At 68.3% G+C, this 15,874-nt stretch carries 14 protein-coding genes; 1 reads left to right on the plus strand and 13 read right to left on the minus strand.

Going from position 1 to position 15,874, the window contains the following annotated elements:
- Positions 1–4 precede the first annotated feature (4 nt).
- From RCO27_RS16175 to RCO27_RS16185, 3 genes are all read right to left on the minus strand, one after another.
- The gene (locus RCO27_RS16175) at positions 5–1,726 is read right to left on the minus strand and encodes an ATP-binding protein (RefSeq protein WP_309003730.1); all 1,722 of its coding nucleotides are present in this window, start codon (positions 1,724–1,726) and stop codon (positions 5–7) included.
- Positions 1,723–2,256, minus strand: a complete 534-nt coding sequence (locus RCO27_RS16180) for a YfiR family protein (protein WP_309003731.1) — start codon at positions 2,254–2,256, stop codon at positions 1,723–1,725. Before RCO27_RS16180 ends, RCO27_RS16175 begins: the two co-directional genes overlap by 4 nt.
- Positions 2,257–2,510: 254 nt before the next feature.
- Complete coding sequence (locus tag RCO27_RS16185; RefSeq protein WP_309003732.1) at positions 2,511–3,896, minus strand: M20/M25/M40 family metallo-hydrolase; 1,386 nt, start codon at positions 3,894–3,896, stop codon at positions 2,511–2,513.
- A 102-nt stretch (positions 3,897–3,998) separates the two neighbouring features.
- Between RCO27_RS16185 and ettA the strand changes: the two genes are divergently transcribed.
- Positions 3,999–5,678, plus strand: coding sequence for an energy-dependent translational throttle protein EttA (gene ettA, locus RCO27_RS16190; RefSeq protein WP_309003733.1), 1,680 nt, complete (start codon positions 3,999–4,001; stop codon positions 5,676–5,678).
- Positions 5,679–5,731: 53 nt separating this feature from the next.
- On the opposite strand, the gene RCO27_RS16195 is transcribed toward ettA, so the two are convergent.
- From RCO27_RS16195 to RCO27_RS16240, 10 genes are all read right to left on the minus strand, one after another.
- Positions 5,732–6,841 (minus strand): hypothetical protein, encoded by a 1,110-nt coding sequence (locus tag RCO27_RS16195; RefSeq protein WP_309003734.1) that lies wholly within the window; start codon positions 6,839–6,841, stop codon positions 5,732–5,734.
- Between the two features lie 148 nt (positions 6,842–6,989).
- On the minus strand, positions 6,990–7,883 hold the full coding sequence (locus RCO27_RS16200; protein WP_309003735.1) for an SDR family NAD(P)-dependent oxidoreductase: 894 nt from the start codon (positions 7,881–7,883) through the stop codon (positions 6,990–6,992).
- A gap of 80 nt (positions 7,884–7,963) precedes the next feature.
- Positions 7,964–8,323, minus strand: coding sequence for a hypothetical protein (locus RCO27_RS16205; protein WP_309003736.1), 360 nt, complete (start codon positions 8,321–8,323; stop codon positions 7,964–7,966).
- Between the two features lie 79 nt (positions 8,324–8,402).
- Positions 8,403–9,101, minus strand: a complete 699-nt coding sequence (gene phoB / locus RCO27_RS16210) for a phosphate regulon transcriptional regulator PhoB (RefSeq protein WP_309003737.1) — start codon at positions 9,099–9,101, stop codon at positions 8,403–8,405.
- A complete protein-coding gene (gene phoU / locus RCO27_RS16215; RefSeq protein ID WP_309003738.1) occupies positions 9,094–9,807 on the minus strand; it encodes a phosphate signaling complex protein PhoU in 714 nt (237 codons plus the stop codon). The genes phoB and phoU overlap by 8 nt, the downstream gene beginning before the upstream one ends.
- Positions 9,808–9,938: 131 nt before the next feature.
- Entirely contained in the window at positions 9,939–10,745 is an 807-nt protein-coding gene (pstB, locus tag RCO27_RS16220) for a phosphate ABC transporter ATP-binding protein PstB (RefSeq protein WP_309003739.1), read from the minus strand.
- A gap of 5 nt (positions 10,746–10,750) precedes the next feature.
- Positions 10,751–12,037, minus strand: coding sequence for a phosphate ABC transporter permease PstA (gene pstA / locus RCO27_RS16225; protein ID WP_309003740.1), 1,287 nt, complete (start codon positions 12,035–12,037; stop codon positions 10,751–10,753).
- Positions 12,030–13,412: a phosphate ABC transporter permease subunit PstC gene (pstC, locus tag RCO27_RS16230; protein ID WP_309003741.1), complete on the minus strand. Its 1,383-nt coding sequence runs from the start codon at positions 13,410–13,412 to the stop codon at positions 12,030–12,032. Before pstC ends, pstA begins: the two co-directional genes overlap by 8 nt.
- Before the next feature lie 66 nt (positions 13,413–13,478).
- Positions 13,479–14,537: a substrate-binding domain-containing protein gene (locus RCO27_RS16235; RefSeq protein WP_309003742.1), complete on the minus strand. Its 1,059-nt coding sequence runs from the start codon at positions 14,535–14,537 to the stop codon at positions 13,479–13,481.
- Between the two features lie 109 nt (positions 14,538–14,646).
- Entirely contained in the window at positions 14,647–15,858 is a 1,212-nt protein-coding gene (locus tag RCO27_RS16240) for a porin (RefSeq protein ID WP_309003743.1), read from the minus strand.
- Between the last annotated feature and the right edge of the window lie 16 nt (positions 15,859–15,874).

The raw sequence follows: 15,874 nt of genomic DNA on the forward strand, positions 1-15,874 counted from the left end.
CGTCTCAGGGCGTTTCCTTTGTCAGCGCCTCGTCGAGCGCGGCGGCCAGCGTCTCCAGCCGGTAGGGCTTGAGGATAAGCGGCCGCCCGCCGGTGGCGCCCTCGGCGATCTCGTCGGAAAAGCCGGTGGTGAGGATGACGGGCAGCTCCGGATGGGCCTCGCGCAGGGCCTCGGCGAGCTCGAGGCCGCTCATGCCCGGCATGACGACGTCGCTGAATACCGCGTCGAACGGCGCGCTGGCGGCGGTCTCCAGCGCCTTGCGGCCGGAGCGGACCCGGGTCACGTCATGGCCGAGCTCGCCGAGCAGGATCGCGGCAAACTCGCCGACCTCGTCATTGTCCTCGACCAGCAGGATCCGGCCGGTCCGGCCGCTCGCGATCCGCCGGGCGCCGTCGCCGTTCGGCCGCACCGCCTGGCCGCCGCTGCAGGGAAGGAGGAGCGTCACGGTGGTGCCCGCGCCCGGGGCGCTGACGATGCGCACGTCGCCGCCGGACTGGGTGGCGAAGCCGTAGACCTGGCTGAGCCCGAGGCCGGTGCCCTTGCCGGTCGCCTTGGTGGTGAAGAACGGCTCGATCGCCCGGGTCAGCGTCTCCTCGTCCATGCCCGAGCCGCTGTCGCTGACCGAGACGCCGACCATGTTGTCGGTGGCGGCGGTGCGGATGGTGAGCGTGCCGCCGTCGGGCATGGCGTCGCGGGCATTGACCGCGATGTTGAGCAAGGCCGATTCGAGCTGGGCCCGGTCGGCCTCGACCGCGCAGGGCAGCACCGCCAGCTCGGTGCGCACCGCGATCCGCTCGCCGAGCGTGCGGTCGAGCAGGTCGGTCATGCCCTCGATCAGGGCGTTGACGTCGATCACCTCGGGCTGGAGCGGCTGGCGGCGGGCAAAGGCGAGGAGCTGGCCGGTAAGGGCCGCGGCGCGGTCGGCGGACTGGACGATCGCCTCGGCCATGCGCGCGCGCTTCTCCTCGGCGAGACCGGGCCGGCGCAGCATGTCAGCCGAGCCCTGAATGACGGTCAGCAAGTTGTTGAAATCGTGGGCGATGCCGCCGGTGAGTTGGCCCAGTGCCTGGAGTTTCTGGGCCTGGCGGAGCTGGTCCTCCGCCTTCTCGCGCTCGCCGATCTGGACGCGCAGCTCGGTATTGGCCTCGGCGAGCGCGTCGGCGCGCTCCAGCAACTCGCGGTTGGCGCGCCGGAGCGCCGCCTGGGCGAAGCCGAGCACGGCGACGACGAGCACCGCCATGACCACCAGCAGCACGATGACGAGGTTGCGCGAGAGGCGCCGCGAGAGCGGCTCGGCATCGGCGGCGAGATAGACCGCGCCGATCCGCTCGCCGCCGCGCGTCACCGGCACGCTCGCCTGCGTGAGCGATGCGGGGACGGGGAAGGGGCGGTCGAGCCGGGGCGGCGGATCGGCGCCGTCGCGGCCATAGCCGGCGATCCGCGCGCCGCTGCGGTCATAGACGCCGATGGTGCGGATCTCGCGGTTGACTCTCAGGACGTCGACCGCTTCCTGCGCTGCGCGCGCGTCGCCGAAATCGAGCGCCGCGGTGACGCTGGCGGCGAGGATGTCGGCCTGGACCCGCGTCTCCTGCTCCTGCAGCTCGCGGTAGGAGGCTTCGCTCTGCAGGATGACGCCGATGCCGGCGAGGAGCAGCAGTGCGACCGTCGCCAGGATCGCGAGGGGTGCCGAGCTCCAGCTCAGCGGGACCTGGGCCGGTCGCCTCATGAGCGCCTTTGCCGCACCCCCATCGCCAGCGCCAGCAGCCGCGAGCTGATCGTCAGGCCGCGCGCGGCCGCTGCCGCATCGTCGATGAGGAAGCCGACACGGCCGCGCCGGGTGGTGAAGTGGATCATGCCATGGGGCATGCCGTCGCCGTCGGTGACGGTGAGCACCGGCCGGTCGGCGAAGGCGCCGAGCAGGCGGGTCGTGTCCTCGACAGTGGTGCCGTGCACGAAAGCGACGTGGCAGGTGCCGGCCTCGGCGGCGTCGGGCAGCCGCCGGATGGCGACGGGGCGGCCGTCGACCTGCTCGGACGCGGCCGCCTGGTCGAGCCGGGGTCCGAACGGATCGGTGCCGACGACGCAGAGCTGGAACGGCTGGCCCTCGCCCGGCCGCGCCGTCGCCGGCCATTCGACATAGCGGGGGAATTTGGGCAGGAAATCGGCCTTGACCACCCCGGCATTGCCGCGCGGAGGCGGCGCCTGCGCCACAGCCGTCGTGACCAGCAGCAGGGCGGCGAGCGAAGCGAGCCACACACGGACGGGACTGGAAAGCCTCAAGACAGCGCGTCCGTCGGCGGCGGCGAAGGGTCAGCGGAACACAAGCTCATCGTCGCGCCTCGAGCCAAGAAAACCGCCCCCTGCACGCCGAGTCTCGGGTCCCCGGCGCCAAAGGTCAAGCTTTGACGCTTCGCCAACATGTTTCGTCATGCCAGCGCAGGCTGGCATCTCGGGACGGAAGAGGCACGATTTCCCTGAGACCCCAGCCTTCGCTGGGGTGACGACAGACCCTACCGCGTCCCCGCCGGCTCGATCGCCTCCGGCGCGTTCGCCGTGGCGGCGAGGACGGCGGTCCAGGCGGCGACATTCTGGCGGAGCTGCACCGGATCGACCTTGTCGAGCGTGTCGTCCGGGGTGTGGTGATAGTCGAAATAGCGGGTGCCGTCCTGGTTGAGGTCGACCGCCGCCGTGCCGGCGCGCGGCCAGGCGCCGAGATCGGCGCCGGCACCGGCCCGGTCCGCGCCCCGCACGATGCCGAGCGGCGCAAGCAGCGCCGTGATCCGGTCGGACAGCGCCGCATTGCCGGGGCCGAAGTTGAACTCGACCCGCCACACCCGGTCCGCGCCGAAATCGGATTCTCCGACCAGAACGACATTGTTTTCCGGATGGTGGAGGCGGAAATGGGTCGGACCGCCGCCGCCGCCGACCTCCTCCGCGCCGAACAGGACGACGCGGATGGTGCGGCGCGGCTGGCCGGCCTGCATGATCCGGTGCGCCGCCGCGGTGGTGATGGCGACGCCGGCAGCATTGTCGATTGCGCCGGTGCCCATGTCCCAGCTGTCGAGATGGCCGCCGATCACGATGACGCCGGCATCGGGGTCGCTGCCCGGCACCTCGGCGACGACATTGCCGGACTGGTGGGTGCCGGTGTTGCGCGGGGTGAGGGTGAGCCGCATCCGCACCGGCTGGCCGCGGCTCAGGATGCGCTCGAGCTGCTCGGCGTCCGGCACGGTCAGCGCGCCGGCCGGAATCGGCCGCACGCCCTCGGCGAAGCTCTGGTTGCCGGTGTGCGGATTGCGGTGAAAGTCGGTGCCGATCGAGCGCACGACGATGGCCGCAGCGCCCTTGCGGCTGGCGATGGTCGGCCCCTGACGGCGCGGCGCGCCGAACTGCCCGTAGCCCGATCCGTCCTGGGTCGGCGCCATGGCATGGTTGATGAAGACGATCTTGCCGCGCACCGCCGAATCCGGCGCCGCCTCAAGTTCGGCGACGCTGTTGAAGCCGATCACCTCGGCCTCGATGCCGCGCGCCGGGGTCGCGCCGCTGTTGCCGAGCGCGGTGACGACCAGAGGCTGCGGGAAGGGTGCGGAGATCTCGGCGCGCTCTTCGCCGCGGACCCAGACCGGCATGTCGAACGGCTCGACCCGCACATTGCTGAAGCCCAGCGCGGTCAGCCGCGCCACCGCCCAGTCGCGCGCCCGCGCCTCGGCCTCGGTCCCTGCCTGGCGCGGGCCGACTTCGGTTGTGAGACCTTCGAGAATGTCCCAGGCGAGATTGTCGGACAGCGCCTGATCGCGCAGCGTTGCGGCCGGATCCGCCTGTGGCGGCGGCTGGAGCGCGTTGGCTGGCGAGAGGAGGAGGGGAAGGGCGGCGGCGGCGAGCAGCAGTTTTTTCATGAGCGGAGGGCTTAGAGGGGCCCCGCGCGTTTGCCAATCCCGCCGCGCGCCACTAGATGGGCGCCAACAGTTTCACCCGCATTTTCCGGAGATCAGCGACCGATGGCCGCCCAGTACGCCTTCGTCATGAAGGACATGACCAAAACCTTCCCCGGCGCGCAGAAGCCGGTGCTGAATCACATCAACCTGCAATTCTATCAGGGGGCCAAGATCGGCATCGTCGGGCCCAACGGCGCCGGCAAGTCGACGCTGATGAAAATCATGGCGGGGATCGACAAGGAGTTCACGGGCGAGGCCTGGCCGGGCGAGAACATCACCGTCGGCTATCTCCCGCAGGAGCCGCAGCTCGATCCGACCAAGACTGTGCTCGAGAACGTCAAGGACGGCGCGCGCGAGGTGGCCGACATGGTCGAGCGCTTCAATGCGATCTCGGCCGAGATGGGCGATCCCAAGGACGACACCGATTTCGACGCCTTGATGGAGGAGATGGGCGACCTCCAGGCCAAGATCGACGCGGTCGACGGCTGGACGCTCGACAACCAGCTCGAGCTCGCGATGGAGGCGCTGCGCTGTCCGCCGTCCGACTCGCCCGTCGCGAACCTGTCGGGCGGCGAGAAGCGCCGGATCGCGCTCACCCGGCTGCTGATCCAGAAGCCTTCGGTCCTGCTCCTCGACGAGCCGACCAACCATCTCGACGCGGAGAGCGTCCAGTGGCTGGAGAGCCATCTCAAGGAATATGCCGGCGCGGTGCTGATGATCACTCACGACCGCTATTTCCTCGACAATGTCGTCGACTGGATCCTCGAGCTCGATCGCGGAAAGTACTTCCCCTACGAGGGCAATTACTCGACCTACCTGGAGAAGAAGGCCAAGCGCCTCGAGCAGGAGGACCGCGAGGAATCAGGTCGCCAGAAGGCGATCAAGGACGAGCTCGCGTGGATCCGGCAGGGCGCCAAGGGCCGCCAGACCAAATCCAAGGCCCGCATCGCCCGGTTCGAGGAGCTCGTCGAGGCGCAGGAGAGCCGCACGCCGGGCAAGGCGCAGATCGTCATCCAAGTGCCCGAGCGTCTCGGCGGCAAGGTCATCGAGGTCGAGAACATCTCGAAGGCCTATGGCGACAAGCTGCTGTTCGACAATCTGTCCTTCACGCTGCCGCCCGGCGGCATCGTCGGGGTGATCGGACCGAACGGCGCCGGCAAGTCGACCCTGTTCAAGATCATCACCGGCGTCGAGCAGCCCGACAGCGGCACCGTCGACATCGGGCACACCGTCCACTTGGGCTATGTCGACCAGAGCCGCGATCATCTCAACGACAAGAACAATGTCTGGGAAGAGATTTCGGACGGGCTCGATTATATGAAGGTCAACGGCCACGACCAGTCGACCCGCGCCTATGTCGGCGCGTTCAACTTCAAGGGCCCGGACCAACAGAAGAATGTCGGCAAGCTCTCCGGCGGCGAGCGCAACCGCGTCAACATCGCCAAGATGCTCAAGCGCGGCGGCAACGTCCTGCTGCTCGACGAGCCGACCAACGATCTCGACGTCGAGACCCTGGGTGCACTGGAAGAGGCGATCGAGAATTTCGCCGGCTGCGCGGTGGTGATCAGCCACGACCGCTTCTTCCTCGACCGCCTTGCGACGCACATCCTGGCGTTCGAGGGCGACAGCCATGTCGAATGGTTCGAGGGCAATTTCGAGGCCTATGAGGAAGACAAGATCCGGCGCCTCGGCCCCGAGGCGGAGCGGCCGCACCGGGTCACGTACAGGAAGCTGACCCGGTAACGCCAAACAAGAGCCCCTCCCGCTTGGGAGGGGCAGTCATCCGACAAGATGGTTCAGGCCGCGATGGCGGTGCGGTCGAGCACCGGCAGGCGCGCGCGCAGGCCGTCGGGCAGCGGCTTCACCACCGCACGGCGGGCGCCGGTCCAGAAGGCGGAGAGCAGCAGCAACGCCGAGCCGATGACGAGGGCGGTGAAGGCGACGGAGAGCTCGACCGCGCCATAGGTCTCGAACAGGCTGTTGAGCGCGTAGAGCACGTAGGCCAGCGCCGAGACGAGCAAGGCGCGCCGGTCGATCGCCAGCGCCACCAGGCCGAGCGCGACGTAGAGCAGGATCACGGTGACCGCGCCCAGCGTCGAGACCACGCCCTCGGTGAGGCCGAGCAGGGTGAAGATCGGATGGACGATCAGCGGGGCGGCGAGCAGGTGCAGCCAGAAGGCGACGTCCGAACGGCGCGTCTCGCGCTTCGGATCGGCGCCGTCCCACCACATCGCGAACAGGAAGGTGCCGATGCCGAGCACCAGAGCGGCGCCGAGCAGCACGTTCTCCAGCGTCTGCTGCTGCGCCGGCGTCATCATGTCCGGATCGCCGGCGAGAGTCGAGGCGATCAAAGCGAGCACCAGACCGACCAGGGCGGCCGTGCCCGCGGCGATGGTGATCGGGACGCGGAAGCGCCGCCAGTGGGCATAGGCGCCGCCGGCGGCCACCGCAGCGGCGAAGGCCAGCACCAGCGCCACCGCCTGGCCGTTGTCGTTGACATAGTCTTCGCCGAGCGCCGTCGCGGCGGCGACGGCGATGCTGGCGAAGACGCCGCCGACGAAGGCGAGCAGCAGCAGGATGCTGGGCAGCGCCATCCGCCGCTTCAGCGTGAAGAATTCGGCGAGCCCCCAGGCGGTCGCGGCGACGAACAGGCCGGCGAACAACGACGGGCCGTCCCCCTCCAGCTGCGGCGGCAGCGACTGGCCGATCCAGGCGACCGCAACGAGCAGGATCGCGGTCGCGATGCCGACGAAGATGTCGTTGAACCCGGTCAGCAGCCGGAAGCTCTCCTCGTCGACGACCGGCGTCTGGCGGCCTGCGGCGATGAAATTGCGGAAGGCGTCCGCCTGCTGCGGCGTCAGCGCGCCGCCGGCGACGGCAGCTTCGAGATCGCTCTCGCTGTACATTGGCACTTCTCCCCTGAAGTGTGGGGAGACTAGCACAGGTGTTTTATTCATGCAATACACTTGAAGTATCGTCGTTGCGAGCCGCAGGCGAAGCAATCCGGCGTGGAAGCTGATCGCCATGGCGCTGCGCATCTCGCGATGACGTCGGCTAGTGGCCCTGCAGCCGCTGCATGATGGTCATCGCCTGCTCGGCGCCGGACCGGGGCACGATTTCGCCGGTCCGATCGGTGATCGCGGGGAAGTTCGCGGCGACCGCTTCGGGAGTGGCTTCGGGAAGTGCGACGCCGCGGGTCAGTGTGACATAGGCCGCTTGGACCACGCCGGCACCGGCACCGAGGATGGTGTTGGTGGGCGCGTCCTCCGACACCAGGAAGAGCGCCGCGGGCGCGACCAGCTCCGGCGTGAAGCGCTCCAGCAGCTCGGCCGGAAAGATGTCCTCGGTCATCCGCGTGGCGGCGGTCGGGGCGATCGTGTTGACCTTCACGTTGTACTTGGCGCCTTCGAGCGCGAGTGTCTTGGCGAGACCGGCGAGGCCGAGCTTGGCGGCGCCGTAATTGGCTTGGCCGAAATTGCCGTAGAGGCCGGTCGAAGAGGCGGTCATCAGGATGCGGCCGTAAGCTTGACTACGCATCGTCTCCCACACCGCCTTGGCGCAGTTGGCGGAGCCGTTCAGGTGCACGTCGACGACGAAGCGGAAATCCTCGGGCTCCATCTTGGCGAAGCTCCTGTCCCTGAGCACGCCGGCATTGTTGATCAGGATATGAATCCCGCCCCAGGCTTCCTTCGCCTTCGCGACCATTTCCTCCATCTGGGCGCAGTTGGTGACGCTGCCGCCATTCGCCATTGCTGTGCCGCCGGCGGCTTCGATCTCCTCGACGACCTTGAGCGCGGCGTCGCTGCGGCCGGTGCCGTCACGCGAACCGCCGAGATCGTTGACGACCACCCTGGCGCCGCGTTTGGCCAGCTCGAGCGCATAGGCGCGGCCCAGGCCGCCGCCGGCGCCGGTGACGATCGCGACACGGCCTTCGAAACGGATGGTCATAAGCTGAAAACCCTACTCCACGTTCTTGAAGAACGAGCGCGGAGTAGGGGATCGTATGCCGGGCGAAAAGCCCCGCACGCTTATTGCGGACTGCGACCCCGTTCGTAGGCCTGCAGGCAATTGTCCGTGACGGTGCGCGAGCAGTTCGGCTTGGGGCCGGTGTCCGGCTGGGGCGTCGGCGCGGCGGCAGGCGATGCGCCGGTTCCGCCCGGCTGCGGCGGCTGGTTGAAGCCCGGCGGCGCGGTGGCGGGATCCGAGACGACCGGAATGCCGCGCGCATCGCGGGCCGGCGCCTGGTTGCCGGGCGCGACCGTCTGGCCCGAAGCGGGCGGGGCGGTCTCGGCCGGGGGCGAGGTGGTGGCGGGCGCGGGCGGAGTCGTGCCCTGCGCGAAGGCGGCGCCGCCGATCATCAGGGCAGCCGCGAAAAGAGCCGATTTCATGCCTGTCCTCCTGGATGTGTCGGAATGACGGAGGACCAAACGTTGCGGCTGCGGTTTTTCTCCCTCGTATTTGTGAGGATCAGACGGCCCCTTCCGAATCAAGGGCATAGCCGGCGGAGCGGACAGTCCGGATGATGTCGGCGCGGCCGCCGATGTTCACCGCCTTGCGCAGGCGCCGGATGTGGACGTCCACGGTCCTGAGCTCGATGTCGCTGTCATGGCCCCAGACCGAATCGAGCAGCCGCTCGCGCGAGAAGACGCGGCCGGGATGTTCGAGGAAGTGGCGCAGCAGCCGGAACTCGGTCGGCCCGAGTTGAACTGATTCGCCGCCACGCTTCACCTTGTGGCCGACCAGGTCCATCTCGATATCGGCATAGGCGAGCTGCTCGCCGGCCAGCGCCGGCCGCACGCGGCGGAGCACCGCGCCGACGCGGGCGATCAACTCGCGCGGGGAGAAGGGCTTGGTCACATAGTCGTCGGCGCCGGTCTCCAGGCCGCGGATCCGGTCCGCCTCCTCGCCGCGGGCGGTCAGCATGATGATCGGCACGTTGGCGGTCTCGGGGAGGCGGCGCAGACGCCGGCATACCTCGATCCCCGACGTGCCCTCGATCATCCAGTCGAGGATGACGACGTCCGGCGGGGATTCGCGCGCGATCAGCAGCGCCTCGTCGCCGTCCGGGGTGGTGTCGAGCTCGAACTCCTCGCGTTCGAAATGGAAGGTCAGGAGTTCGACCAGGCCCTGGTCGTCCTCGACCAGCAATATGCGTGCTTTAGTCAATGAGGTCGTCCGCTCCGATTTCGGTCGTGTCCGCACCCTTCGGCCGGTCGGCGAGGTGCTCGCCGGTCGCGGCGAAATAGACCATCTCCGCGACATTGGTCGCGTGGTCGCCGATCCGCTCCAGGTTCTTCGCGGCGAACAGGAGGTGCGTCGCCGGCGTGATGTTGTGCGGGTTCTCCATCATGTGGGTGAGGAGCGCCCGGAAGATCGAATTGTAGAAATCGTCCACCGCCGCATCGCGCTCGACCACGCCGAGCGCCTTGGCGGCGTCGCGGGCGGCGAAGGCATCGAGCGCGTTGTGGACCATCTCGCCGGCGATCCGCGCCATTTCGGGGAGCAGCGACATCGCGCGGATCCTGCTGTCCTCGATGCTGGCGACGCGCTTGGCGATGTTCTTGGCATAATCGCCGATCCGCTCGACCACGCCGGCGATCTTCAAGGCCGCGACGACGTCGCGCAGGTCGTCCGCCATGGGGGCGCGGAGCGCGATGATCTGCACCGCGCGGCGCTCGATCTCGGCCTCCAGATCATCGATCTTCTTGTCGCGGACGACCACCTCGGCCGCGCTGTCGGGGTCGCGGCGGATCAGCGCCAGCATGGAATCGCGGATCGCCTCCTCGGCGAGGCCGCCCATCTCGCAGACGGTTGCGCGGAGCTGGTCCAGCTCCTCGTCGAAGGCTTTGACGGTGTGGCCGGTGGTCGCCATCTTAGTTCCTTTGTTGTCGCATGATGGCCGGAAGTGAATTGGCCGTCGTGCCCCCGGCACGACTACAGATTGCCGGGGGCAATCTGTACCAGTTCACGGTTCCCACTTTTCCTATCATGCTTTCTGTCTCCTCAGCCGTAGCGGCCGGTAATGTAATCCTTCGTGCGCGTTTCGCGGGGGTTGGTGAAGATTGCGGACGTTTCGCCATATTCGACAAGAACGCCCAGATGGAAGAAGGCGGTGCGCTGCGAGACGCGCGCGGCCTGCTGCATGTTGTGGGTGACGATGACGATGGCGTAGCGGCCCCGCAATTCGTGGATCAGCTCCTCGATCTTGGCGGTGGCGATCGGGTCCAGCGCCGAGCAGGGCTCGTCCATCAGGATGACCTCGGGATCGACCGCGATCGCGCGGGCGATGCACAGGCGCTGCTGCTGGCCGCCGGACAGCGCGGTGCCGCTCTCGGCGAGGCGGTCCTTCACCTCCTCCCACAGGCCGGCGCGCTTCAGGGATCGCTCGACGATCTGGTCCATCTCCGCCTTGCCATGGGCGAGCCCGTGGATGCGCGGGCCATAGGCGACGTTCTCGTAGATCGACTTGGGGAAGGGATTGGGCTTCTGGAACACCATGCCGACCCGCGCGCGCAGCTGCACCACGTCCATCGACTTGTCGTAGATGTTCTCGCCGTCCAGGCGGATGTCGCCCTCCACCCGAGCGCTCGCCACGGTGTCGTTCATCCGGTTGAGGGTGCGCAGGAAGGTGGACTTGCCGCAGCCCGAGGGGCCGATGAAGGCGGTCACATTCTCCTGGCCGACGTCGATCGAGACGTTGCTGATCGCCTGCTTCTCGCCATAGAAGACGTTGACGTTGTGCGCCGTCATCTTCGGCCCGCTTTCGGGCACCGTGACTTCGGCGGCAGCAATTTCCCTCAAGTCGGTCATATGATTCACCAGCGCCGTTCAAACTTGTTGCGAAGATAGATGGCCAGCCCGTTCATCGCGAGCAGGAAGACCAGAAGCACGATGATCGCGGCCGACGTCTTCTCGACGAAGCCGCGGCTGACCTCGTCCGACCACAGGAAGATCTGGACCGGCAGCGCGGTCGCGGGGTCGGTGAGGCCGCCCGGCGGCGCGGCGATGAACGCACGCATGCCGATCATCAGCAGGGGCGCGGTCTCGCCGAGCGCCCGGGCCATGCCGATGATCGTGCCGGTGAGGATGCCGGGCAGCGCCAGCGGCAGCACGTGGTGGAAGACGACCTGCACCCGGCTGGCGCCGACGCCGAGCGCGGCGTCGCGGATCGAGGGCGGGACCGACTTGATCGCGTTGCGGCCGGCGATGACGATGACCGGCATGGTCATCAGCGCCAGCGTGAGTCCGCCGACGACGGGGGCCGAGCGCGGCAGGTGCATCATGTTGAGGAACACGGCGAGGCCGAGCAGGCCAAAGATGATCGACGGGACTGCTGCGAGGTTGTTGATCGAGACCTCGATCATGTCGGTCCAGCGATTCTTCGGCGCATATTCCTCGAGATAGACGGCCGAGAGCACGCCGATCGGAAAGGCGAGGGCGAGGGTGACGATCATGGTCAGCAGCGAGCCCTTGAACGCGCCCCAGATGCCGACGAGGGTCGGATCGGTGGAATCGGCGCCGGTCAGGAAGGACCAGTTGATCGCGGTCTGGACACGGCCTTCGTTCGAGAGCCGCGCGTAGACCTGCTCGGCGTCGGGCGCGCCGTTGCCCTTGGCGGCGATGTCGATCCCGGTCGCGGCGGGGAGCCACAGCGTCGCGGACCCACGCAGGATATCGGGATTGTCGCGCACCGCCTCGCGCAGCCTGAGGCGGGCGCCGTCCGAGAAGAGGCGGACGCCGTCGGGGCCATATTGCACCTCGGCCGCCTGGGTCAGCACCCGATCGAAATCGGCATTGGCGAGCGCCTGGTCGGCGCCGAAGCCGCGCAGCGCCGCCGGATCGAGGAAGAGCTCGCTGCGCGGGAAATCTACGTCGAGCCGGAGGTCGGTCTGGGTGAAGCCGCGCACGCCGTTCGCCATCATCGTGACGAGCAGGAAAGCGAGGAATCCGGCCGAGATCAGGATCGCGGCGAGGCCCCAGAGCTTGAAGCGCTTCTCCGCGCCATAGCGGCGGCGGATGCGCGCCTGCATGACCGTGCCATGCCAGTCGGTCGGCATCGGATCGACGCGGCCGGCGGCGGGGGAAAGGGCGGCGTCACTCATAGGCTTCGCGATACTTTTTGACGACCCGCAGCGCGACGATGTTGAGCGCCAGGGTGACGAGGAAGAGGACGAGGCCGAGCGCGAAGGCGGCGAGCGTCTTCGGGCTGTTGAACTCCTGGTCGCCGGTGAGGAGCTGGACGATCTGGGTCGTCACCGTCGTCACGCTGTCGAACGGGTTGAGCGTGAGATTGGCGGCGAGGCCCGCGGCCATCACCACGATCATCGTCTCGCCGATCGCGCGGCTGACGGCGAGCAGCACGCCGCCGACCACGCCGGGCAGTGCGGCGGGAACCAGCACCTTCTTGATCGTCTCGGAGGTCGTCGCGCCCATCGCGAGGCTGCCGTCGCGCATCGCCTGCGGCACCGCGGCGATCGAATCGTCGGCCATCGAGGAGACGAAGGGGATGATCATGATGCCCATGACGAGTCCGGCGGCGAGCGCCGATTCCGTCGAGGCCGGGATGCCGAGCGTCAGGCCGAGGTCGCGGATCGCCGGGGCGACGGTCAAAGCGGCGAAATAGCCGTAGACCACGGTCGGCACGCCGGCGAGGATCTCGAGGATCGGCTTCATCCAGGCGCGGAAGCCGGGCGCGGCATATTGGGTGAGATAGATCGCGCTCATCAGACCCAGGGGGATGGCGACGATCATCGCGATGATCGCGCCGATGAAGATCGTGCCCCAGAACAGCGGGATCGCGCCGAACGCGCCCGACGAACCCGCCTGATCGGCGCGGATCGCCATTTGCGGGCTCCAGTTGAGGCCGAACAGGAACTCGACCGGCGAGATCATCGAGAAGAAGCGGAAGCTCTCGAACAAGAGCGAGACGATGATGCCGAGCGTGGTCAGGATCGCGATCAGCGAGGCGGCGAGCAGCGTCCCCATCACCACCCGCTCGACCCGGGTGCGCGCGCGGAAATGCGGCGACATGCGGCTGAACGCCCAGGCGCCGGCGGCGAAGGCGATGAGCAGCGCGACCGCGAAGCCGATCCAGGTGTAGAAGGAGATGGCTTCCGCGTAGACCGGGGCGAGGGTGAAGGCCTCGCGGTTAAACGCGGCGGTCGAGGCGCCGGTCGCCAGCGCATAGGCTTCGTTGAGGATCGCCGAGCGCTGGATGCCGAAGGCGGGCAGGGACTGCGCCTCCGGGCTGGCCATCACCTGGCTGTAGATCAGGCCGCCCGAGACCGCGTCCCAGACGATCAGGAAGACGAGCGCCGGCACCACCGTCCAAAGGGCGACGTACCAGCCGTGCTGGCTCGGCAGCGAATGCGGGCGCGGCTGGCCGGGCGCGGCGAAGGCCGCGGCGCGGACGCGCGCCGAGATCCAGGCGACGAGGCCCAGGCCGACGACCAGCACTGCAATGACCGCAAGAGACACGCGCGAAGTTTCCTGACCTAAGAACCCGGCGCCGGCACCAAAGGGGTAGATGCCGGCGCCATTACGCTAACGCTGTTGCAGATCGGCCGCGGTGACCGGCCGCGGAGTCTGGACCGCCTGGAGCGCCGCCTGGCGCTCGTTGTCGGGCAGCGGGATCATGCCGCGTTGGGTGAGGTAGCCACCCGGATTCCACGCCTGGGAAAAGGCGGTGAGGAACTCGCGCAGGCCCGGAATGGCGTTCAAATGCTCGCCCTTCACGTAGATGTAGAGGCGGCGGGCGCCGGGATAGGTGAAGTTCTGGATCGTCTCCGCGCTCGGCGCGACGCCCTGGACGGGAATGCCGCGCACGCGATCCGTATTCTCCTCGAGGAAGGAATAGCCGAGGATGCCGATAGCGCCCTGGTTCTCGGCGACGCGCTGGACGAGCAGATTGTCGTTCTCGCCGGCCTCGATGAAGGCGCCGTCCTCGCGCAGCTGACGGCAGACCTGCTGATGGCGATCCGAGTCGCTTTCCTTCAGCGCCTCCATCGCCGGATCGGAGTCGCAGCCCTTGTCGAGGATCAGCTCGGCGAAGCTGTCGCGCGTGCCCGAGGTCGGCGGCGGACCGTAGACGCGGATCGGCACGTCGGGGAGCGCAGGGTTGACGTCGCGCCAGGTGCGGGCGGTCTGCGGACGGCCGAACGGATTGGCGGCGAGCGCCGCATAGATGTCGCGCTCGGAAAGGTTGAAGTTGGTCGGGCGGCCGGCCGATTCGATGAGGGCGAGCCCATCGATGCCGATCGGCACCTCGAGGATCTGGTTGACGCCGTTGCGGTTGCACAGCTCGATCTCGGTCGCCTTGATCCGCCGCGACGCATTGGCAACGTCCGGGTGCTGCGGACCGACGCCGCCGCAGAAGAGCTGCAGGCCGCTGCCGCTGCCGGTCGATTCGACGATCGGCGCGCCGAAGTTCGGGCTGGACTGGGCGAAGCGCTCGGCCACCGCCACCGAGAAGGGGTAGACGGTCGACGAACCGACGATCCGGATCTGGTTGCGCGAACCGCCGGCCTCGCCGCCGCCGGTCGCGCCCTGGCCGCAGGCGGTCAAAGCGAGCGCCGCCATCAGCGAAAGAATCGTCTTCTTCAATTGCCCCTCCACGGGAATGCAGCCCGCGCCATAGCGACGGGTTTAGATTGGAACCACCTGCGTTTTGTGACGGATGGATGACAGGATGATGACACCGGCTCCGGGCCCTTCAGAAATCGACCTGGGCGCGGGCGCCGAACACGTCGACGGTGTAGTCGCGCAGACCGCCGGCCGCCGGGATCGCCGCGTCGTCATAGGCGATCCGCACATAGTTGACGATGAAGCGGACATAGTCGGTCGGGATCCAGACGAGCGAGGCGGCGTAGGCATTCTGCTCGCCGCCCGAATCCAGATCGAGCCGGTCGTAGCGCAGGTTGAGCTGGAAGGCGCCGGTGCCGCCTTCCTCGATCGCCCCGCCGGGACGGACCCGGGTGCGGTCCCAGCGGGCGCCGCGATAGCCGCGCGTCTCGCCGGTCAGAAAGTATCCGATCTCGGCATAGCCGCCAAAGAAGGTGACGTCGTCATCGGGGGCCGCGACGTCGGCCTGCAGCCATTGCGCCTCGGCGACGGCGTGGAACGGGCCGCTGATGACGGCCGCCTCGAGGCCGTAGCGGGTCTCGTTCTCCACGGCGAGCGGCCGGGTGCCGATGAAGCGGATGTCGGTGACGTTGATCAGCGGGCGCTGGCGATAGCGGATGGTGGCGCCGGTCGCGGCAATGTTGTCGATGTCGAGCCAGTGAGCCGAGGCGGCGAGATGGAGTCGGGTGCCGTTCCATTGCGGCGCATAGATGATCCGCCCGTCGATCGCGTGCGGCTCCACATCGTCGTCGATCTCGAGGAAATTGTCGCCGAAAACACCGAACTGCGCGGTGAACGGTCCGCGATTGATCTCGGTCGAGACACCGAGTCGCCGCTCGAAGCTGAACGCGTCGGTGAAGGCCGCCCGCTCCAGGAAGCCGCCGAACCGCTCGCTGGTGAGCTCGTCCAGTGCCTGGAAATTGTTGTGCTGGCCGACAGTGAGACCGAGACTGCGCGACGGCTTCCAGGTGACCGTCGCTTCGGTGATCTCGGCGATGCCGTCCGCGAACTCGGCCTCGAACAGGTAGGAGATGCCGCCCGGCCCGGTGCCCTCGACGCCCAGCTGGGCGCGGCGCAGCCCGGCGACAGTGCCGGTCCCCTCCGCGGTGACGCCCTCGGGCCGCGAGACATAGCCGGCGTCGAGCTGGATGCGGCCGCGCGGCTTCACCGACCAGCCCTCGCTCGACCCGATTCGCGGGATGCCGGAGAAGCGGCGGTTCTGCTGGCCGGAATCCTGCGCAAGCACCGCCTGACCCGAAAAGGCCAATGCCGTCAGCAGCAGCGCGCGACAGAAACGGGCCATCATCCCTCCCCCATGG

Source organism: Sphingosinicella sp. LHD-64 (assembly GCF_031157375.1).
GTDB lineage: Bacteria > Pseudomonadota > Alphaproteobacteria > Sphingomonadales > Sphingomonadaceae > Allosphingosinicella.

What these genes read in the sequence shown, in the direction of transcription:
- phoU (WP_309003738.1), bottom strand. Translation starts at nt 9,807, where the DNA reads ATGGCGACCACCGGCCACACCGTCAAAGCCTTCGACGAGGAGCTGGAC.
- pstB (WP_309003739.1), bottom strand. Translation starts at nt 10,745, where the DNA reads ATGACCGACTTGAGGGAAATTGCTGCCGCCGAAGTCACGGTGCCCGAA.
- RCO27_RS16240 (WP_309003743.1), bottom strand. Translation starts at nt 15,858, where the DNA reads ATGGCCCGTTTCTGTCGCGCGCTGCTGCTGACGGCATTGGCCTTTTCG.
- RCO27_RS16200 (WP_309003735.1), bottom strand. Translation starts at nt 7,883, where the DNA reads ATGACCATCCGTTTCGAAGGCCGTGTCGCGATCGTCACCGGCGCCGGC.
- RCO27_RS16175 (WP_309003730.1), bottom strand. Translation starts at nt 1,726, where the DNA reads ATGAGGCGACCGGCCCAGGTCCCGCTGAGCTGGAGCTCGGCACCCCTC.
- RCO27_RS16195 (WP_309003734.1), bottom strand. Translation starts at nt 6,841, where the DNA reads ATGTACAGCGAGAGCGATCTCGAAGCTGCCGTCGCCGGCGGCGCGCTG.
- RCO27_RS16185 (WP_309003732.1), bottom strand. Translation starts at nt 3,896, where the DNA reads ATGAAAAAACTGCTGCTCGCCGCCGCCGCCCTTCCCCTCCTCCTCTCG.
- RCO27_RS16205 (WP_309003736.1), bottom strand. Translation starts at nt 8,323, where the DNA reads ATGAAATCGGCTCTTTTCGCGGCTGCCCTGATGATCGGCGGCGCCGCC.
- ettA (WP_309003733.1), top strand. Translation starts at nt 3,999, where the DNA reads ATGGCCGCCCAGTACGCCTTCGTCATGAAGGACATGACCAAAACCTTC.
- pstA (WP_309003740.1), bottom strand. Translation starts at nt 12,037, where the DNA reads ATGAGTGACGCCGCCCTTTCCCCCGCCGCCGGCCGCGTCGATCCGATG.